General features: G+C 40.1%; 22 protein-coding genes. 21 read left to right on the top strand and 1 reads right to left on the bottom strand.

Translation table 11 applies throughout. The features are described from left to right. Window positions 1-62: 62 nt before the first annotated feature. The 18 genes from EO111_RS02430 to EO111_RS02355 all read left to right on the top strand — a co-directional run bounded on the left by EO111_RS02430 (window position 63) and on the right by EO111_RS02355 (window position 14,529). A complete protein-coding gene (locus tag EO111_RS02430; protein ID WP_240642215.1) occupies window positions 63-557 on the top strand; it encodes a DUF2460 domain-containing protein in 495 nt (164 codons plus the stop codon). Next, entirely contained in the window at window positions 554-1,405 is an 852-nt protein-coding gene (locus tag EO111_RS02425; protein ID WP_127010476.1) for a DUF2163 domain-containing protein, read from the top strand. Before EO111_RS02430 ends, EO111_RS02425 begins: the two co-directional genes overlap by 4 nt. After that, the gene (locus tag EO111_RS02420; RefSeq protein ID WP_127010474.1) at window positions 1,402-1,848 is read left to right on the top strand and encodes a C40 family peptidase; all 447 of its coding nucleotides are present in this window, start codon (window positions 1,402-1,404) and stop codon (window positions 1,846-1,848) included. The genes EO111_RS02425 and EO111_RS02420 overlap by 4 nt, the downstream gene beginning before the upstream one ends. Continuing rightward, on the top strand, window positions 1,848-6,014 hold the full coding sequence (locus EO111_RS02415) for a phage tail protein (RefSeq protein WP_127010472.1): 4,167 nt from the start codon (window positions 1,848-1,850) through the stop codon (window positions 6,012-6,014). The genes EO111_RS02420 and EO111_RS02415 overlap by 1 nt, the downstream gene beginning before the upstream one ends. Window positions 6,015-6,017: 3 nt before the next feature. After that, window positions 6,018-6,332, top strand: coding sequence for a hypothetical protein (locus EO111_RS02410; RefSeq protein WP_127010470.1), 315 nt, complete (start codon window positions 6,018-6,020; stop codon window positions 6,330-6,332). Further along, window positions 6,325-6,537 carry a CD1375 family protein gene (locus EO111_RS02405; RefSeq protein ID WP_206168930.1) on the top strand — a complete coding sequence of 71 codons (213 nt, stop codon included), beginning with the start codon at window positions 6,325-6,327 and terminating at the stop codon, window positions 6,535-6,537. The genes EO111_RS02410 and EO111_RS02405 overlap by 8 nt, the downstream gene beginning before the upstream one ends. Before the next feature lie 63 nt (window positions 6,538-6,600). After that, window positions 6,601-6,942, top strand: a complete 342-nt coding sequence (locus EO111_RS02400; protein WP_127010469.1) for a hypothetical protein — start codon at window positions 6,601-6,603, stop codon at window positions 6,940-6,942. Continuing rightward, window positions 6,939-7,109, top strand: a complete 171-nt coding sequence (locus tag EO111_RS08270) for a hypothetical protein (RefSeq protein WP_164727583.1) — start codon at window positions 6,939-6,941, stop codon at window positions 7,107-7,109. The genes EO111_RS02400 and EO111_RS08270 overlap by 4 nt, the downstream gene beginning before the upstream one ends. A gap of 1 nt (window position 7,110) precedes the next feature. Further along, on the top strand, window positions 7,111-7,491 hold the full coding sequence (locus EO111_RS02395) for a hypothetical protein (RefSeq protein WP_127010468.1): 381 nt from the start codon (window positions 7,111-7,113) through the stop codon (window positions 7,489-7,491). 9 nt (window positions 7,492-7,500) lie between these two features. Next, window positions 7,501-8,133, top strand: coding sequence for a hypothetical protein (locus tag EO111_RS02390; RefSeq protein WP_127010466.1), 633 nt, complete (start codon window positions 7,501-7,503; stop codon window positions 8,131-8,133). A 4-nt stretch (window positions 8,134-8,137) separates the two neighbouring features. After that, window positions 8,138-8,524, top strand: a complete 387-nt coding sequence (locus tag EO111_RS02385) for a hypothetical protein (protein ID WP_127010464.1) — start codon at window positions 8,138-8,140, stop codon at window positions 8,522-8,524. Then, on the top strand, window positions 8,517-8,672 hold the full coding sequence (locus EO111_RS08265; RefSeq protein WP_164727444.1) for a hypothetical protein: 156 nt from the start codon (window positions 8,517-8,519) through the stop codon (window positions 8,670-8,672). The genes EO111_RS02385 and EO111_RS08265 overlap by 8 nt, the downstream gene beginning before the upstream one ends. After that, entirely contained in the window at window positions 8,669-9,052 is a 384-nt protein-coding gene (locus tag EO111_RS02380; protein WP_127010462.1) for a D-Ala-D-Ala carboxypeptidase family metallohydrolase, read from the top strand. Before EO111_RS08265 ends, EO111_RS02380 begins: the two co-directional genes overlap by 4 nt. Before the next feature lie 9 nt (window positions 9,053-9,061). After that, window positions 9,062-9,325, top strand: a complete 264-nt coding sequence (locus tag EO111_RS02375) for a hypothetical protein (RefSeq protein ID WP_127010460.1) — start codon at window positions 9,062-9,064, stop codon at window positions 9,323-9,325. Window positions 9,326-9,865: 540 nt separating this feature from the next. Next, window positions 9,866-10,927 (top strand): tRNA 2-thiouridine(34) synthase MnmA, encoded by a 1,062-nt coding sequence (mnmA, locus tag EO111_RS02370; RefSeq protein ID WP_062402723.1) that lies wholly within the window; start codon window positions 9,866-9,868, stop codon window positions 10,925-10,927. Window positions 10,928-10,938: 11 nt separating this feature from the next. After that, window positions 10,939-12,738: a translation elongation factor 4 gene (gene lepA / locus EO111_RS02365; RefSeq protein WP_062403449.1), complete on the top strand. Its 1,800-nt coding sequence runs from the start codon at window positions 10,939-10,941 to the stop codon at window positions 12,736-12,738. Beyond that, window positions 12,738-13,898: a radical SAM family heme chaperone HemW gene (hemW, locus tag EO111_RS02360; protein WP_164727582.1), complete on the top strand. Its 1,161-nt coding sequence runs from the start codon at window positions 12,738-12,740 to the stop codon at window positions 13,896-13,898. Before lepA ends, hemW begins: the two co-directional genes overlap by 1 nt. 40 nt (window positions 13,899-13,938) lie before the next feature. Continuing rightward, entirely contained in the window at window positions 13,939-14,529 is a 591-nt protein-coding gene (locus tag EO111_RS02355; RefSeq protein WP_062402729.1) for a nitrite reductase, read from the top strand. A 541-nt stretch (window positions 14,530-15,070) separates the two neighbouring features. On the opposite strand, the gene EO111_RS02350 is transcribed toward EO111_RS02355, so the two are convergent. After that, a complete protein-coding gene (locus tag EO111_RS02350; RefSeq protein ID WP_127010458.1) occupies window positions 15,071-15,430 on the bottom strand; it encodes a hypothetical protein in 360 nt (119 codons plus the stop codon). A gap of 582 nt (window positions 15,431-16,012) precedes the next feature. Between EO111_RS02350 and hrcA the strand changes: the two genes are divergently transcribed. From hrcA to dnaK, 3 genes are read left to right on the top strand one after another with little or no spacing between them, the layout of a single operon-like run. Continuing rightward, window positions 16,013-17,026 carry a heat-inducible transcriptional repressor HrcA gene (gene hrcA, locus EO111_RS02345; RefSeq protein WP_127010456.1) on the top strand — a complete coding sequence of 338 codons (1,014 nt, stop codon included), beginning with the start codon at window positions 16,013-16,015 and terminating at the stop codon, window positions 17,024-17,026. A gap of 11 nt (window positions 17,027-17,037) precedes the next feature. Then, window positions 17,038-17,541 (top strand): nucleotide exchange factor GrpE, encoded by a 504-nt coding sequence (gene grpE / locus EO111_RS02340; RefSeq protein WP_062402738.1) that lies wholly within the window; start codon window positions 17,038-17,040, stop codon window positions 17,539-17,541. Between the two features lie 50 nt (window positions 17,542-17,591). Continuing rightward, complete coding sequence (dnaK, locus tag EO111_RS02335; RefSeq protein ID WP_127010454.1) at window positions 17,592-19,418, top strand: molecular chaperone DnaK; 1,827 nt, start codon at window positions 17,592-17,594, stop codon at window positions 19,416-19,418. The last annotated feature ends 1 nt before the right edge of the window (window position 19,419 follow it).

The raw sequence follows: 19,419 nt of genomic DNA, 5'->3' as shown, positions 1-19,419 counted from the left end.
AGATATTCCCCCCTATTATGTCGTTGGCGTGGAAATCAACAAAAGGGCAAAAGTGGAATACAGTGCTCAAAACCGCTGGTAGTGGTAAGGGTAGAACAATGACTACATGGCAATTACCACAATGGATAATCACCACATCCTTTGCTCACTTGACGGAAGAACAGTATAAGCAAGTCATGGGATTCTTTGCCACTGTTAAGGGTGGACATCAGCCATTTCTTTGGTTAGATCCCGAAGACAATAAAGAAAAAGGCGTCAAGTTAGGCACTGGAGCAACAAGAGAATGGCAAGCTATACGAATTTGGGGTGATTATGTTGAACCTATGTACCACATCAAAGACGTCAAACTGTATGTAAATGGTGTAGAACACCCATGCGAAGTAGACAATGGCTTGATTCGATTGCGAGTAGGCGATGAGATACCGCAAGATGCAATAATAACTGCTGATTATTCTTATTATTGGAAAGTTCGATTATCGGGCGATACATTCACTGCTGAATTGGTTTATAAGAATATCATGAAGTCAAAAGAAATGAAGTTGGTGACGGTACGATGAAAGAAGTTAGTAATGTTTTAGAGACACATTTGAATACAGAAAAGCATTTCATGTCATGTGATTTGTATGATATACGGCTCAAGAGTGGCGTATCGTATTATTACGCAGACACTGACAAAGATGTTGCCTATGGTGGTAAGGTATACCGAGTTGATGGTCCGATTATCACAAGAACACAAATCAAGACGAGTTCTAAAGTGAGTGTAGACAAATTGACGTTGACTATCCACTCAGCACCTAATGACACAATAGGCGGAGTGCCTATCATGACAGTAGCCCACAATGGTGGCTTTGATGGGGCAACGGTTCGATTGATTCGTGTATTCTTTGGTGATGGTGGCACGGTGATTGGTGGATTGGATCTATTCCAAGGGCAAGCCGAGGTAAAGAGTGGCGGAGGATTGACCTTACAATTAGAGGTCAAATCTGTAGTGCAAAAGCTCAACACAGAGTGGCCAAACCGAAGATATTACCCTCAATGTCCGTACACTTTATATGATGGCGAATGTGGTGTTAACATTAAGGATTACCGCAAGCGAGCGGTAGTAACACAAGTGCCAGACCATAACACGGTGGTATTGAATATCACGCATGATAATGGCTATTACACAGCAGGTGGCATTGAATGGATAAGCGGTGCATTGGTAGGGCAAACAACACAGGTCATGAAAGACGATGGATCGAGAATTTATTTTATAACTCCATCAGAGGCTCAACCATCTGTAGGAGATGAGGCATATATCTATCCAGGTTGCGATAAAACGCCTGCCACTTGCAAGAATAAGTTCAATAATTTCAGTAGAAATAGGGCAACGCCTTATGTGCCATTAAAGGAGACAGTACGATGACAGGTTTAGCAATAGCAAGAGAGGCCATGAATTGGTTGGGTACACCACATGTTGATAATTCCATGGCTAAAGGTCATGGGGTCGATTGTGCTCATTTGATGTTAGGCGTATTGATTGATACAAACCTAATAGGCGAAGAGGATATGCAAATAGAACATTATTCCAATGAGTGGCATTTACACCGTTCAGAAGATAAGTTTTTGAAGTATATGGATCGAGTAGGCTATGAGGTCGATATTGACGATTTACAAGTGGGTGATTTCATTCTATTTCAATATGGGCGTTGCATTAGTCATGGTGCTATCTATATAGGCGATAATATGGTAGTGCACGCATATGTGGATATGGGTGTGATTGTCTCTAATTTAAACGATGTTATATTCTACGATAGCAAGGGCAATAGCCGTATACGCAAGGTTTACAGATACAAGGAGCAAGCATAATGGGCGGTTTATTTGGTCGTGGTGGTGGGATTACTACAAGAACGGACAGAATTTCAGACTTTCAAATTAATAGTGCAAGTTATGGTGAGGTCGTTCCTGTAGTGTTAGGCACTACACGACTAAGTGGCAACATTATCCAATGGGAAGATTTCACCGCACATGAACACCGCACATCACAACGTGTGGGTAAGGGTGGTAAGAAGAAAGCGACTAGTATTTCATATACGTATACAGTGGCGGTGGCTATTGGCTTATGTGAGGGGCCGATAAAACGGATTGGTAAGGTATGGATTGATAAAGAAACATATCAATACCCTAACGATAAGATAGGCTTGACTGCTTATTTAGGCGAAGTAGGGCAAGCACCGTGGCCGTATGCAGTGAGTAAACATCCCGATAGGGCGTTGCCTTATAGTGGGTTGGCATATATGGCAGGCGTTGTTGATATGGGTGAACGTGCTAGTCTACCTACGTTTAACTTTGAAATCCAAGGGCAGTTGCTAGAAACTGGTGATGGTGTTGATGTGAATCCAGCTGACTATATCATTCATGTACTTAAAAGCGTAGGAATTGAAGAAACCGCAATAGATGGGATTGACAATTTTAGAAACTATTGTAGTCAAGCGGACATTCTGATTAGTTCACCGCCCGAAACTAAGACGCAGAAAGCACAGCAAATTGTATCTGATATTGCTGACATCTGTAATTGTTATCTATTTTGGTCAAATGATAGGCTCAAGATTGTACCGTTGGCAGATAAGCCGATAAAGTCATGGAATCCACATTCACAAATTCAATATGATCTAACCGAAGATGACTTCCTAAGCGGTAGTGATGGGCGATTGGTCGAGTATAAACGTAAATCGAACAGTGAAAGCTATAACACGGCTACAGTTGAGTTCATTAACCGTGCTAATTCGTACGAGAAAGAGGCCGTCACATTCGAGGTGTTGGCAGATGTACAACGAAATGGCATGAAACCTGCTCCGAGTTATTCCGCTCACTATATCTACACGAAAGCAAGGGCAATGTATTTGGCAGAGCAATTAGCCATGAAACGACTCTATGAACGTAACCAATATTCATTCAAATTGGATTGGGCGTTTTGTAGGTTGGAACCAGGCGACTTAGTGACATTGACAGAAAGTACATGTGGATTGCATAAGCAAATTGTCGTAATTACTGATGTACAAGAGGCACAAGATGGTGAATTGCAAATTACAGCGATTGGTAAGCCACCTGGCATGTATGCACCTACGAAATATGATGTGCATGAGAATGAACGACCGTTTGTAGACTATAACAAGCCTGCTCAATCAATACTGGATGCTACATTCATTCAACCGCCTGCTGATGTTGTTGGACAAGGGCAAGAATTGTGGGTCGGAGTTTCCACGCCACAGGAGTGGGGCGGGTGCGAAGTATGGATGAGTGATGATCCAACAGCTAACTTCCAATCTATGGGAATGCTGAACACTACGGCACGGATAGGTAAGCTAGTAAGTCCATTATCTGCTGATGGCAATTCGTGTATTGTTCGCATGGTCAATGGAACGCTCAAAAGTGGCACACACATTGACGCAGAACGAGGGAATACCGTCTGCTACATCAATGGCGAGTGCTTATCGTACGAAACAGCTACACTCAATACAGATGGCACTGTAACGCTGAATAATCTTGTTAGAGGTCAGTTCAATACACCTATAGGTAGTCATAGTGCAGGGGATAAGCTAAGCCGTCTTGATGAGGCTTTTATGCGTATTCCGTACCGCAAGCAAGATGTCGGCAAGAAGATTTATGCGAAGTTTACATCTCTAAATAATCTAGGTGGACAACAAGAGGATATATCAAGAGTTAAACAATACGAGTACACCATCCAAGAGTATTTCATACCAGAGGTAAGCGAGTTTACTTTATCTAACAAGTACCGCCAATTAGGTGGCAAGGCGATTGCTTATGATTTGGTGGCCAAGTTTATTCCACCTAACCTTAAAACACTATCCACGGTGGTGGCATGGTATCGTGAACAAGGTACAAGCGAATGGATCTATGGCGGTGATGGCAACGGTCAAATCGTGATAAGCCAATGCGAAGTAGGCAAAACGTATGATGTGAAACTACAAGTTAAAGACATCAATGGGAACTATTCCGAGGGTATCGTAAAATCCTTGCAGATTGCATTGAAGAGTGATAAACCGAATACCCCCGATGGGTTCACTATCCGATTTGCTGAACAGGCGATTTATAATTGGCGAGAGGTAACCAATGCAGATGTAGACTTTTATGAAGTCAGATTGAATACCGCTGTAGGTAATGACGATGGGTTATTAGCAAAAAGTAGCAATACCACAGCTTCTAGCTTGCTACAGAACAGACAAGGCACGGTATATTTGTATGCACATAATCCAGTCAAAGGATACTCTGCACCTGCTATGTTGCAATACAACGTTCCTAAGCCAATAACACCTACAGATGTAACTGTTAAAACTACCATGAATGGGTTAGTCGTTACATATTCTCCTATTCCGAGTGGGTCACATCATGCCAATATTTACGTGAATGCACAGAGATACCAATCGACATCAAACACTATCTTTATACCGATAGAGGCAGGAGTACATAAGGTCAAAGTCGCTTATGTTGATATATTCGGAGAGGGTGATACCAGTGGGGAGCAATTAGCTACAGTCAAAGCTGAAATACCTCCTGAGTTATTAAAAGGGCAAAATGACGCCATTAAAGCTGTTGAGGCGAAAGCGAAAGAGATTGACGCTGTACGAAGTCGTATTGATGGATATGATGGTAAGTTTACTGATTATAGTACTAAACTTGGTTCACTAGAATCTAAATACAACACAACAGCTACGTGGGCTACTCAAACCCATCAACGAGTGAATAAGGCAATAGCTGACATCTCCAGTATCAACAACAAAATAGTACAGGAAGTCAAAAGCCAAACAGGCACGATTTCATCTAAAGTAGTACAGTTAGAAAGTTTAATTAATCAAAAAGTAGAAGATGTTAAAAGTGGAGTATCTACTCAAATTAGCCAATTAAGTGATACGGTCAATACGTCAGTAACAAATAAAATCAAAGGGGTAGAATCTCACTTAACACAGACGGATAATGCCATCACTAAAGCTATTGCAGATAGCAAGGCATATACGAATACTCAAGTCACGCAATTATCTAGTTCTATTGATAGCAAAGTGAATAATGCAACGAGTGGATTATCTACGAGAATTACACAGTTAGATAGTGCAATCGATAGCCGTGTGACTAATGCGAACAAGAATATATCTACGAGAATCACGCAATTAGAGGGCAGTATTGATTCAAAAGTAGCTGATGGAATTAAAGGTGTAAGCTCACAAATTACGCAATTAACCAATAGCATTGATTTAAAGGTATCGCAAGGCTTGAAGTCGTTGAATGGTCAAGAGATTGTATCTCGTATCAATCTATCCCCCGAGGGCACACGAATTGATGGCAAATTATTGCATGTAACAGGGAAAGCGAAGTTCGATGATAACATCATTACAAGTAAGATGTTACAGGCTAGTGCCGTTACTGCCGATAAAATCAAGGTAGATTCGTTGAGTTCTATAACTGCCAATGTAGGAACATTGACAGGTGGCACGATTACAGGTAGCACAATCATTGGTACTACTATTCAAAATGCTAGTGGCACATTCAGTGTATCGAGCGAGGGTGTAATTAAAGGAGCAACGATAGACGCTCAATCGTTTAGGAAATCGGGATTTGAGATTACGGCTTTAAAGGTTGAAACATATAACTTACGAAATAAAGCCCCATTGCCAGTGCCAGAAGGCTTTAGTTTTGAAGAATGCAGATATATTGTGTTAAATATAGATAAATGGGAAGTAGTTTACGAGAGTGATAAACCTTATTGGGAAAGTGATAGACATGTAAACGACCCGGGTGCACCAAAACAAGATGAAATATGGATGGTTGGTTCGCAGCATGATACAAAAAGAATTGGCTGGCAAAAACACCATGACAGTAAAACGGATATAACAGTAATTAAATGTGGCATAACAAAAAATAGGAAAATTTTTGCCTTTGAGGTTTATGAAAAATATAGTTGGGGGCAGTTTAGGGAAGGTTTTTTAAATGTTATGTGTATTGCGACAAAAGGATGGTAATCTATGTATTATATATTCGACAGTACAGGCACTTGTGTTATCACCGCCAAATCATCAATCGAACCAATCGATGGATACACCCATATGGAAAGCGATGAGGTGTACAATCCGTGGGAAATACGATTGATTAACGGCAAGATAATCAAGCAAGAGCCACCAAAAGAAGAACCTACAGGAGAACATCCGCAAGAAGAACAAGGAGACACACCATTGCCACCATCAGTAGAGAGTTTGGCGGAAAGTGTGGCAGGATTATATGAATTATTAGCAAGCGTAGTTCCTCAGTCGGAGGAAGAAAGCGAGGGCAAACATGAGTAATGGTCGAGCAATTTATGATTATGTAAAAGGAGTATACAAAATGAAAGTACAACAATTTATGATTCCAATTTATGGTTATTTAGTATCTACAGGAAAATATGCATTAACAAAGAAAGACCGCAAAGAGGGTCAAAAAGTAATTCCAGTGGCTTATGTAGAGGCAGTAGCTGAATGGATTGCTAAACAAGTTGAAGAAGAACAATAAGGATTGATGATAGAGGTCGGCACAAGTGGTCGACCTTTTATCGTACAAAGAAAGAGGTAATCAATGTACGGCGGATTAGTGCAAGCGAACATAGAGCTTTATACAGGCATTGACAATGTGGTTGAATTGACATTAGTCGATGGTACAAGCACGGTCAAATTTGATGGTGGCATATTCACGGCTGTATTTAAGCGACATGTAGACGATAGAACACCAGTGTTAAAGGCTAGCATGACGATTACAGGTAATACAGCAGTGTTGACGTTAACAGCAGAGCAAATGAAAGTGGTAGGGCGTATACCATCACATGGGGCAGTCTTATATTACGACATCGTGCAAGAGGTCAATGGCCAAACTAATGGCATTGCCTTTGGTAGGGCGTATGTAAGAGGTGGCATTCGATGAAGAGAGTAACGATACGATACAACAAGCCCTATAGGGTGGTAGTCAATCCACGTGATGATGAGGTGGAATTGATTAACGAGGAAGATGGGGAAATTGGATCTGTATGCAAACCTGCATTAGAGGATAGAGATTTCTTGACGATTTACATATTAGAACGAGGTAATTGAAATGAATATTGTAGAACGCATTACGTTGGTAGTGAAAGAGATTGCTAGGAATATTAAAGAATTAAAAGGTCGTGTGTTAGCATTAGAAACAAACGGTACAGGCGGTACGGTTGATCAATCAGTGATTACAACCAAGGTAAATGAGGAAATCGCCAAAGTAGTGGGCGGTGCTCCTGCTACGTTTGATACATTGAAAGAGATTGCTGATTATATCGAAACTGACAAAAGTGGTGCTAGTGCTATGGCAACATCTATCAATAACCGCTTACGTTTTGATGAACAGCAATCTCTAACAGAAGCACAACAAACAAACGTACTTAACTCATTGGGATTAACAGATACAGATTTTGTATCAGAGTACAACAAAGCAGTAAATGGTTAGGAGACGTTCATGAGTTTAGTCGGCAAAATCAAAGAGTTAGCCATAGCAGTAGGGGCAGAGATTAAGGCTCTAAAATCTAGAATCTTAACACTTGAAACAAGTCGAGCAGTAGAAAAGAAGTATGTATATCGAACGCCCAAAGGGGCGTCATGGCTGAATGGTAACAGCTACATTCAGTTGACACGCATTGGCAATTTAGTGGTTGCTGGGGCAGACGGAGATAGTTGGGCTACTATCTCAATTACACCGCCTACAGACGCCAATTTCAATAAGTTGCCAAAACGTGAATCTACCGTTGACGGCAAAGGCGGTACTTGGCTACAAATACAAAAGCCAAATAACAGTGGTGGTTTTCAAAGTAACTTCATTATCCCAGAGGGATTCACTCCTGTTAAGTCAACATATGGAATGCTTGTCAACGATAACGGCATACCAGTAGCAACAGTTATGTTCGGTGACAAGGAGAATCAAAGACTAATGCGTATTCATTTTGATGGGATGGGTAGCGAGGCACGAGGAAAGTTTCCGACTAGGCTGTTGCGACTAGGCACTTGCTCGTGGATAACGGATGACAATCCACCTCAAAGAGAATTTAATAACAATGATGGGATATTACAAATCCAAACCGTCAAGAAAGGTTGAGGCAATGAATTACACTATTTTGGAACTTGTAACTCTAGTCAGTGGGATATTTGCTATCGCCAAAATGGTGGTGTGGTTGTATGACAGCAAAGTATCGACCGAACGTGAGATGGAGTTACAAAAGGTCAAAAATGATTTCTTGCTCAAGCAAGATGAGTTGCAATCACGGCTTGAGGTGCAAACTCACAACGCAGAGCATACCGTTAAGATGAACACATTGGCTATGCAACATCTGACAGAATCTATCGGAGAATTGAAAGAAACATTGAAAGAGACACAGGAACGATTGCTTGACTTGTCTAAGGAGCAAGCAAGCATTAAAGAGTCGGTAAAATCTGCACACAAACGGATTACCGAAATCAACGATAGGGGGTGCAGATGTAGTGAGTAGAAATACTGACATGGTAGTAGCGACAGGGTTAACTGTTGCATTATTTATGGCAATTTATTTCCGCATGAACGAATTGGCCACTAATATTGCTAGCGGATTGATTGGCTATATCGGTGGTGCAGTAGCAAAAGGAGGATTATACAAATGAAAGTAGGCAAGTATTTTGATGATTACGAGTTCGCTTGTAATTGCGACAGGCATAATGTGGTGGATGGTCATAATGTATTAGACCATGTTATTGATAAGCGATTGGTTGATGTATTGGATAATATCCGTGAAACAGTAGGACAACCAGTACACATCACTAGTGGCTATCGTTGTCCTGAACATAATTCAGACGTAGGGGGGGTGCCAAACTCTCAGCATACGTTGGGAACTGCTAGCGATATTTACGTTGATGGTATGGGCGTAGATGAATTGGCAGACATTGCCATAGAATGTGGTGCGATGGGTGTAGGTCGATACTATAACCAAGGGTTCGTACACGTTGATGTGCGAGATTACAGAGCAGATTGGGATGACCAATAGGAGGATACTATGAGAATCGATAAAACAATCTTTGATAAAGGTGTAGAGTTAGCAAAAGCACATGCGGATTTGGTGTTGAAAGGAATGGACACAACAGCCATTGAAGAATGGGTACGTCATGAATTGGAGCGAGTGACACAGCCACTAGAGGACGAAATCAAAACCACTAAATCATGGTGGGTGAAGTTGCGAAACCGTGCATACATTAATGTGATCCAACAGAGTGCAGGAGCAATCGTTGCTAACATCGAAAAAGAAATCAAAAAGTTATAATCTTAACAATTAAATAGCAAAAAGAGGACATCCAAAGTGTTATCAGCACTAGATGTCCTCTTTTTGAAAGGAGGTGAACCTTTGAAAAAAATCCTAAAATTATTAATGGCAGTAGACCTTGTGTTACAGCACATGGAATCTATCATTAATACAATCAAATCAATTATTCACCTATTTTGTTAATAGCTATTACAATGCTATTATACATCATTAGTGAATGAGATACAACTAAGAGGCTATCATCCATAAGGTTGATAGGCTTTTTGTGCTATAATATAGACAAGAAAACAATCGTTGCTGGATCTAGCGACGGCAGAAAAACGGCAAAAAGGAATTGTCATATATTGGTAGTTAAGCAATAAAAATCGAAGTGCAAAATTATGGCCAACATGATATTTTGGTGGATTTTGGTAGATTATTGTAAATGCATAGTAATGTATCGTATAATATAGTGATATGTATAAGTATAATTTTTGTTCAATTATACATCTTCAGACTTTCAATCTGTTTTGATGTATCAATTTGATGGTAGGAGATAATATGGACAAAGTATATGCAGTAGCTATGAGCGGTGGCGTAGATAGTTCTTTAACCGCTTCAATGTTATTAGAACAGGGGTATAAGGTATTTGGTATTACCTTGCGTTTGTGGGTCAGCGACACGGAGGAAGACGAAATTCCCCAAGCCGTGGTGGATGCGAAGAAGATGTGTGATTTTCTTGGTATTGAGCATCATGTGGTGGATGCGAAAGATATTTTCAAAGATAATGTGGTAGATTATTTTATCACAGAATATTCCAATGGTCGTACACCGAATCCATGCGTGTTCTGTAATCGCAATATCAAATTCGATTTGTTACTACAACGTGCCTTATCCTTAGGAGCTACACACATGGTGACAGGTCATTATGCGCAGGTTATGTACAATGAGGCAGCACAACGGTATGAATTACATAAAGGTGACGATCCAACGAAGGATCAAAGTTATGTATTGTACACGTTAACCCAAGATATTTTAAAACATTTAGTCTTTCCTTTGGGGAATCAACCAAAAACGAAAACTCGCGAAATGGCTCATGAAAAAGAATTGCCTGTATGGGATAAACCAGATAGCTTAGATATCTGTTTCTTGCCGAATCATAATTACCAAGGGTTCATCGAAAAAACATCGAAATCGAAACCTAAATCAGGGCGCATTGTCCATGAAAATGGTGAGGTGTTAGGTACGCATAATGGATTATACAATTATACAATTGGACAACGTAAAGGCTTGGGCATTGCCTATGCATATCCTCTCTATGTTGTGAAATTAGATGGCGAAACGAATGAGGTTATCGTAGGTCCTAATGAAAGTTTATTCTCTCGCACCATGTTGTGTAAAAACTATAACTTCCTAGACGGAGTTGTGCCCACATCATTACAAGCAGAAGGTAAAATTCGGTATGCCGCGAAACCATCACCATGTACTGTTACTTTCACAGAGGACGGTACTATGAAAGTTGAATTTACGGAACCACAACGCGCCATTACACCGGGTCAATCCGTCGTATTCTACGAAGGAAGTCGAGTTCTTGGTGGTGGTGTAATAGATATTGTTTGTTAGAAAGGGAAGTCATGAGTACATCACATATTCGTAATTTTTGTATCATTGCTCATATTGACCATGGTAAGTCCACGCTAGCGGATCGTTTAATCGAAGAAACTGGATCTTTGACGAAACGGGAAATGCAAGCCCAAGTCTTAGACTCCATGGACCTAGAACGGGAACGGGGCATTACGATTAAAGCCCAATCCGTTCGTTTATTGCACACTGCAAAAGATGGACAAGAATACACATTAAATTTAATCGACACACCAGGTCACGTGGACTTCAGCTATGAAGTATCCCGTTCCTTGGCAGCTTGCGAAGGAGCCTTGTTGGTGGTTGATGCTGCACAAGGTGTAGAGGCGCAAACTTTGGCCAATGTCTATTTAGCATTGGAACATGATTTGGAAATCATTCCTGTCATTAATAAAATTGATTTGCCAAGTGCAGATCCTGAACGTGTAAAACGTGAAATCGAAGATGTTATTGGATTAGATGCATCTGATGCTATTTTGGCCAGTGCTAAGTCTGGCATTGGTATTCAGGATATCTTAGAAGCGATTGTAGAGAAAATTCCTGCACCACCAGATCATTCTGATAAACCAGCACGTGCCTTAATTTTTGACTCTCGCTTTGACTCCTACAAAGGTGCCATTGCATACGTGCGTGTACAAGAAGGTTCTTTGAAAGTAAAAGATACCATCCGTATGATGCACAGTTCTAAGGATTTTGAGGTCACTGAATTAGGTGTATTTACACCGCATCTGTTGCCAGTCCAAGAATTACCATGTGGCTCTGTAGGCTGTGTGGCAGCAAGTATTAAAAATGTTCGTGACTGTCGTGTAGGGGATACCATCACAAAAGCAGATAATCCAGCTGAAGAACCATTACCAGGATACCGCAAAGCCGTGTCCATGGTATATTGTGGTCTATACCCAACAGATTCCAAAGATTATGAAAACTTACGGGATGCCTTAGAAAAACTAAATCTAAACGATGCTGCTTTAGAATACGAAGCAGAAACATCCTTGGCACTAGGTTTTGGATTCCGTTGCGGTTTCCTTGGACTATTACACATGGATGTCATCCAAGAACGATTGGAACGGGAGTATAATCTATCCTTGATTACGACTGCTCCAAGCGTAAACTATAAGGTATACAAAACAAATGGGGAAGTCATCGAAGTTGATAACCCTGCTAAATTACCGCCACCAACTGAAATTGACTATGTAGAGGAGCCATATGTAAAGGCAACCACTATCGTCCCTAAAGATTATGTGGGAGCCATTATGGAACTTTCACAAGACAAACGCGGGGAATACATCAGCATGGAATACATTGATGAAAGCCGTGTATCCATCGTATACCACTTGCCGCTAGGGGAAATCATTTACGATTACTTTGATAAATTGAAATCTGCTACGAAAGGCTATGCATCCTTGGACTACGAATTGATTGGCTACCAACAATCTCCAATGGTAAAAATGGATATCTTGCTAAACGGAGATCCTGTCGATGCCTTGAGTATTATCGTTCACAAAGATCGTGCTCAATTACGTGGCCGTGCCCTCGCTGAGAAATTGAAAGAATTGATTCCACGTCAAAACTTTGAAATTCCAATCCAAGCGGCAGTAGGCACAAAAATTGTAGCTCGTGAAACGGTAAAAGCTTGGCGTAAAGACGTATTGGCAAAATGTTACGGCGGCGATATTTCCCGTAAACGTAAATTGCTAGAAAAACAAAAAGAAGGTAAAAAACGGATGAAAGCTGTAGGGTCTGTAGAGATTCCACAAGAGGCATTCATGGCGATTTTGAAAGTAGAAAACTAATGAATACCACTCATATTCCAGTAGGTCACAGGGGAATGTATATCCACATTCCCTTTTGCCGTCAAAAGTGTACCTACTGTGATTTCCCTTCGTACCAAGGATTAGAAGACTATTTTGATGTGTACGCCTATGCGTTGCGCCAAGAGATTGAATCTAGTCAATCCCTGTTAGGAACAGAGCCTTTCGATACGATTTACTTCGGCGGTGGAACACCGACTGTATTGTCCATTAAGGAATTGAATCGTATATTAGAGACAGTGTACAAAACATATACGGTTAGCAGTGATGTAGAAATTACCATTGAGGCTAACCCTGGTGAAGTGGATGCACAATACCTGAAACAATTGCATGAACTAGGAATTAACCGCATTAGCTTTGGTGTGCAAACATTTCGTGATGACCATTTGCGTGTATTGCACCGAACCCATACGGCAAAGATGGCACAACAAGCTGTTCTAGATGCCTATGAGGTAGGGTTCCGCAATATTAGCATTGATCAAATTTATGGATTACCCCGACAAACATTGGAAGATATTTCTTATAATCTAGAGGTCATTCAGTCTTTGCCCATAAATCATATCTCTATCTATGGCCTGCAAGTGGAACCTAGTACCTTATTGCATCGCCAAGTTATGGATCATTCGGTCATATTACCGTCTGAAGATATATGCGAACAGATGTACGACTACCTTGTAGAAGGGTTAGAAAAACAGATGTTCGATAGATATGAAATTGCTAGTTTTGGTAAAGATGGAGCTTTCAGTCGTCATAATATCAAATACTGGCATGGCGCTGATTACATCGGCTTTGGTGCTGGCGCCCATTCCTTTGTGGGGAATCGGCGCTTTCAGAATACCCCTTACGTTGTGCCTTACATTCATAAGATTGAAATGAGTGAAAGTCCATGCATTGAGGAAGAAATCATCACTAGTCCTCGTGACTATGAAGATTTTAGCTTTCTTGCGTTGCGTACAAAGTGGGGATTAGTACCTAGTTTGTTTGAAAGTCGATTTAATTTAGACTTTCACAATATATATGGATCTGTTGTAACAGATCTAATGCATAAACAATTGCTTGTTTATGAAGATGATGCATATCGTCTCACTAAGGAAGGGGCCAAACACGGAAATTATGTGTTTAGTCAGTTCCTTACGTCCTAAGTAGGAATGTACGCCCATACAGTTAATTTAGGAGAGTTTTATGAAAACAGCAGTTATTTTACATGCCTTATTCAGTGAGTTCACATACGAACAAATGGAGGCAATTTTTAGCCTAGCGAAAGAACATAATGGAAAGTTCCGTATCGTTCCTACAGGCATTCAAATTTATGACATTACAAAAGAACAAAAAGAATCCATCTTAGAACACTTACCAGATGGAGTGGTGCAAGTACAACATAAATCGGTGAACTCCATCGTGGCATGCCGCGGTACAGATGGATGTAGCCATGCCTTTATGGAAACCATTCCGATGGCGACTATGGTAGACCAAAAACACTACGGCAAAGATATGCCGAATAAAATTCGCATCGGCATCAGCGGTTGCCCACGATGCTGCGCAGAGTCTATGATCAAAGACATCGGCCTAGTGGGAAAACCAAATGGCTTTACCTTAGTAGCAGGTGGCACAAGCGGTGCCTTGCCTCGAAAAGCAATTACCTTGCTAGAAGGATTATCCCCGGAAGAAGCAGAACAGAAAATCTCAGAGCTCTTAGAATGGTATAGCAAAAATGCGAATCCAAAAGAGAAGTTCGAGCATGTATTACAACGATTGGGGAATCCGTTCCAGTAAAACGTCACTTGTGATGCTATGTAGCCTGTGGCTAACTAAACTAAATATATTAAAAGGAAGAGCACGGTATACTCCTCACAAACGGTATTTCATAATGTTTGAAGTCGTCACTTCTTCTGTTATGTAATCTTGTGGCTATTGACTAACTAGCAAAGGGAAACGAGCAACATATTCCTCCAGAAACTGATACAGTGGTTAGGTTTCCTCCGGAACATGTTGCTCGTTTCTAGTTATGCGTGATTTAGGTAATATCGAGTGCCACAAGATGTGCTACACTTAATGGCGTTCCTCAGGGATGATAAAATGTGAAAGAATTTTCTACAAAGGAGTCTACTAGTAGCTTGAATGTCTACGTGTTGCTCATTTCTTGCATTTGTCTAATTTAGGTAGAAAGGAGAAGAGCCACAAGATCTGCTACGCGTAATGTCGTTCCTCAAGATATAATGTATAAAAAGACCAGTACAACTTACACGCTTGATGTCTTATACTGATCTTTTGTGATTATTTTAAGTTATGCATTGCATAGTATGGAAGAAGTATTTTATGCTAGGGTTTTATAATACACCCCAGCTTTTGGATTCGTAATACGTAGTTTAAGTGGTTCTTCATCTTGTATGATGTATAACGTATCTTCTTCTAATCCAGTCCATTCTAATGATATGGAAGTTTCACCTGTAGTGATACCAAGTTCTTTCAATGGTGGGATATACAGCAGTCGTAGTCCTTTGGGTAGGAGTGTACTACTTTTTTTTATGAACTGTAATTGCTCTTCGTGTTTTACATAATCCAATATCTGTGCTAATTCGTTATGATGTTCTTCATTTATTAAATTATGAACCTGTGCATGCTCAATATGTATAAAATTTTCAATGTCATCACGTTGTAATACAATAAATTTCATATACTACCTTTCCTTTACAGAAATCATTAATCTAAAACAAGATTAAGCTAAGTCCTAGCATCTTACAAAGCCTAATATCTTAATAGTTTCCAATATTTAATCTTAATATCATTATACTATCATTTCAATGACGATACAATTTTAAAATGGGGAATACATCGATTAAATCTCACACCGAGTAGATGCGTTAGTGAGGTATGTCTATATAATGCACTATGTAAGAACTAACGTAGAGGATCAATACAACGCTCGCCCTCAAACTTCCACCCAATTGGATGTGTTGGTGAGGTATGTCAAGTTAATATACTAATTGATGATAACCCTAAAAGAGCAGGGCATGTTCCGGAGCAAACCTACCGTAGGATCAGTTTGTGGAGGAATGTGCCCTGCTCTTCCCTTTGCCCAAATTAGTACTGACATACCTCACCAAACCAGACAATCAAAAAGTTTGTTTTTTTGACTAATACGGTATTTACTGAACTTTCACCAATTTTTCACTTGACATATGTTGTAAATGTGATACTATATATCTTGTAGTTAGCACTCAACCTTAGTGAGTGCTAATAATAACGAGGTGATACTATGGATGAAAGGAAAGAGCGCATTCTGCGTGCTATCATTCAAGATTACATTAAAACAGCGGAACCGGTTGGTTCTCGTACGATCGCAAAGAATTATGATTTAGGTATCAGTCCTGCGACGGTACGAAATGAAATGGCTGATTTAGAAGATCTTGGCTTTCTTGAACAACCTCATACATCAGCAGGTCGCATACCTTCGGCAAAAGGCTACCAGTACTATGTAGACACTTTACAGGGGTTTGAAGACGATGCTGCTGAAGATATTCCTGTAATTCAAGAGTTATGGCAGACTCATCAACAAGAACTTGATGATTTTTTTGTAGAAATAGCAAAACTTATTTCTCGTATTAGTCATAATGTGAGTATGTTTTTAGCTCCCGCCCATGATTTATCTACTATAACCTATATCCATGTTCTTCCTATCGATGAACATAGAGCGGTCATGGTGGTGGTAACGAATACAGGTGCTTTGGATAATGAGCCAATTTATTTTACAGAACCTATTAATAAAGAAGAATTAGCTATGCATGCGCATCGCTTTAATAGTGTACTTCATGATGTATCCATCCAGGACATCACGCAAGAAAACTTAGATAAAATGCGGGTAACTTTAGATTTACAAGATACAACGTATGTAGTTTTTTGTGACACATTATATCGAGCCATTGCTAAGCGTAAATTATTCTATACAATAGGAACTACATCCTTATTAGAACAACCAGAGTTTAACGATATTAAACGGGCCCAATCACTGTTAGCCTTATTAGAACAACAAGATGAGTTAACCCAATTATTAACGCCAAACTCTAGTAGTCCTATCGATGTAAAAATAGGTCACTCCAACGAACTGGTGAAAGATATCAGTGTTATCCAAGCAAGTTTCAATGTTCCTCATCAAGTAGGTACCCTCGCTATTGTAGGTCCTACACGAATGGAATATGGCCGTATTATGGGTATCCTAGCCTATATTAATAAGTGCATGGAAGAATTACAAGAACAGAAAAAGAAACTGTAAAGAGGTGAAGTATGGAAGAAAATAAACAAGAAGAAACAGTCACTCCTGAAGTGGAAGTTTTGGAAGAAGAAGCTCCTGAAGCAGTAGACCCTACGAAAGAATGGGAGCAACGATACATGCGTTTGCAAGCAGATTTTGAAAACTTCAGACGTCGTACGAACCAAGAAAAAGAACAATTAGGGGTATTTGTTAAATCTCATGTTATTGAAGATTTACTCCCAGTATTAGATAATTTTGAAAGAGCACTTTCAGCACCTGAAACGCCAGAAACGAAGGCTTTCATGGAAGGATTTGTAATGATTCAACAAAGCTTGATGGCAAGCCTATCAAAACAAGGTTTAGCAGTCATTGAAGCTGTGGGACAACCATTTGATCCAAATTTCCATCAAGCTATCATGCGTGTTCCAGCTGAAGATATGGAAGATGACACTGTGTGTGAAGTATTACAAACAGGCTATACTGTAGAAGGCCGTGTGGTACGTCCAGCCATGGTGAAAGTAGTCCATAACGGATAATTAATTATTATAATTAACATATTAGAAGAAGTATTAGGAGGTCATGTTAAATGGCAAAAGTAATTGGTATTGACTTAGGTACAACAAATTCTTGTTTCGCAGTAATGGAAGGCGGCGAACCAACTGTTATTACAAACCAAGAGGGAGCTAGAACGACTCCTTCCGTAGTAGGTTTTGCAAAAAATGGCGAACGTTTAGTAGGTCAATTAGCTAAACGTCAAGCAGTTTCTAACCCTGAAAACACAATCATTTCTATTAAACGTCATATGGGTACAGATTACAAAGTGAATGTAGAAGGTAAATCCTATACACCACAAGAAATCTCTGCTATGATTCTACAAAAAATTAAAGCTGATGCAGAAGCTCATTTAGGGGAACCAGTAAAACAAGCAGTTATCACTGTTCCTGCATACTTCACTGACTCTCAACGTCAAGCTACAAAAGACGCTGGTACAGTAGCAGGCTTAGAAGTATTACGTATCATCAACGAACCTACAGCAGCTGCTTTGGCATACGGTGTAGATAAAGGTGAAGACGGTAAAATCCTTGTATTCGACCTTGGTGGTGGTACATTCGACGTATCCATTCTTGAATTGGGTGAAGGCGTGTTCGAAGTATTGGCAACATCTGGTAACAACCATTTAGGTGGTGACGACTTTGACCAACGCATTATGGATTATTTAATCAGCGAATTCAAAAAAGAAACTGGTATCGATTTATCCAATGACAAATTAGCTGACCAACGCTTAAAAGAAGCTGCTGAAAAAGCTAAAATTGAGTTATCTGGCGTAGCTAGCACACAAATCAACTTGCCATTCATCACAGCTGATGCAACAGGCCCTAAACATTTAGACGTAACATTAACTCGTGCTAAATTTGATGAATTAACTCGTGACTTAGTAGAAGCAACTATCGAGCCTACTCGTAAAGCGATGAAAGATGCTGGTTTATCTGCATCCGAAATCGATAAAGTATTATTGGTTGGTGGTTCCACTCGTATTCCAGCAGTACAAGAAGCAATCAAACGTGAATTAGGTAAAGAACCAACTAAAAACATCAACCCTGACGAATGTGTAGCTATCGGTGCTGCGATTCAAGGTGGTGTATTAGTAGGTGAAGTAAAAGACGTATTGTTACTCGACGTAACTCCATTGTCTTTAGGTATTGAAACTATGGGTGGTATCTTCACTCGCATTATCGACCGCAATACAACAATCCCTACATCTAAATCTCAAGTATTCTCCACTGCAGCAGATAACCAACCTTCCGTTGATATCCATGTATTGCAAGGGGAACGCGACATGGCTTCAGCTAACAAAACATTGGGCCGTTTCGAATTGTCCGGCATCCCAGCAGCTCCTCGTGGAGTACCTAAAATCGAAGTTACATTCAACATCGATGCTAACGGTATCGTTAATGTAAAAGCAAAAGATCTTGGTACTGGTAAAGAGCAAGCAATCACAATTACATCGTCTTCCGGTTTAAGCGATGAAGAAATCGACCGCATGGTAAAAGAAGCTGAAACACATGCAGCTGAAGATAAAGCTAAAAAAGAAGAAGTAGAAGTGAAAAACAATGCTGATAACTTGGTATACCAAGCTGAAAAAGCAGTGAAAGACTTTGAAGGTAAAGCTGATGCAGCACAATTAGAAGCTGTTAAAAAAGCGACAGAAACGTTAAAAGCATCTATTGAGTCTGGCGATATTGAAAAAATTAAAGCTGATAGCGAAGCATTGACAGCTCCTTTATACGAATTGTCCTCTAAAATGTACGAACAAGCGCAAGCTCAAGGCGAACAAGGTGGACAAGAAGCTCCTAAACAAGATGATAATGTAGTAGACGCTGACTACACAGTAGTTGACGAAGACAAAAAATAAT

The sequence above is a fragment of the Veillonella sp. CHU594 genome (genome assembly GCF_003992265.1).
GTDB lineage: Bacteria > Bacillota > Negativicutes > Veillonellales > Veillonellaceae > F0422.
This window is presented reverse-complemented; position numbering and strand designations above follow the sequence as displayed.

Coding starts and splice junctions, on each gene's coding strand:
- EO111_RS02425 (WP_127010476.1), top strand. CDS start 554: ATGAAAGAAGTTAGTAATGTTTTAGAGACACATTTGAATACAGAAAAG.
- EO111_RS02420 (WP_127010474.1), top strand. CDS start 1,402: ATGACAGGTTTAGCAATAGCAAGAGAGGCCATGAATTGGTTGGGTACA.
- EO111_RS02415 (WP_127010472.1), top strand. CDS start 1,848: ATGGGCGGTTTATTTGGTCGTGGTGGTGGGATTACTACAAGAACGGAC.
- EO111_RS02410 (WP_127010470.1), top strand. CDS start 6,018: ATGTATTATATATTCGACAGTACAGGCACTTGTGTTATCACCGCCAAA.
- EO111_RS02405 (WP_206168930.1), top strand. CDS start 6,325: ATGAGTAATGGTCGAGCAATTTATGATTATGTAAAAGGAGTATACAAA.
- EO111_RS02400 (WP_127010469.1), top strand. CDS start 6,601: ATGTACGGCGGATTAGTGCAAGCGAACATAGAGCTTTATACAGGCATT.
- EO111_RS08270 (WP_164727583.1), top strand. CDS start 6,939: ATGAAGAGAGTAACGATACGATACAACAAGCCCTATAGGGTGGTAGTC.
- EO111_RS02395 (WP_127010468.1), top strand. CDS start 7,111: ATGAATATTGTAGAACGCATTACGTTGGTAGTGAAAGAGATTGCTAGG.
- EO111_RS02390 (WP_127010466.1), top strand. CDS start 7,501: ATGAGTTTAGTCGGCAAAATCAAAGAGTTAGCCATAGCAGTAGGGGCA.
- EO111_RS02385 (WP_127010464.1), top strand. CDS start 8,138: ATGAATTACACTATTTTGGAACTTGTAACTCTAGTCAGTGGGATATTT.
- EO111_RS02380 (WP_127010462.1), top strand. CDS start 8,669: ATGAAAGTAGGCAAGTATTTTGATGATTACGAGTTCGCTTGTAATTGC.
- EO111_RS02375 (WP_127010460.1), top strand. CDS start 9,062: ATGAGAATCGATAAAACAATCTTTGATAAAGGTGTAGAGTTAGCAAAA.
- mnmA (WP_062402723.1), top strand. CDS start 9,866: ATGGACAAAGTATATGCAGTAGCTATGAGCGGTGGCGTAGATAGTTCT.
- lepA (WP_062403449.1), top strand. CDS start 10,939: ATGAGTACATCACATATTCGTAATTTTTGTATCATTGCTCATATTGAC.
- hemW (WP_164727582.1), top strand. CDS start 12,738: ATGAATACCACTCATATTCCAGTAGGTCACAGGGGAATGTATATCCAC.
- EO111_RS02355 (WP_062402729.1), top strand. CDS start 13,939: ATGAAAACAGCAGTTATTTTACATGCCTTATTCAGTGAGTTCACATAC.
- EO111_RS02350 (WP_127010458.1), bottom strand. CDS start 15,430: ATGAAATTTATTGTATTACAACGTGATGACATTGAAAATTTTATACAT.
- hrcA (WP_127010456.1), top strand. CDS start 16,013: ATGGATGAAAGGAAAGAGCGCATTCTGCGTGCTATCATTCAAGATTAC.
- grpE (WP_062402738.1), top strand. CDS start 17,038: ATGGAAGAAAATAAACAAGAAGAAACAGTCACTCCTGAAGTGGAAGTT.
- dnaK (WP_127010454.1), top strand. CDS start 17,592: ATGGCAAAAGTAATTGGTATTGACTTAGGTACAACAAATTCTTGTTTC.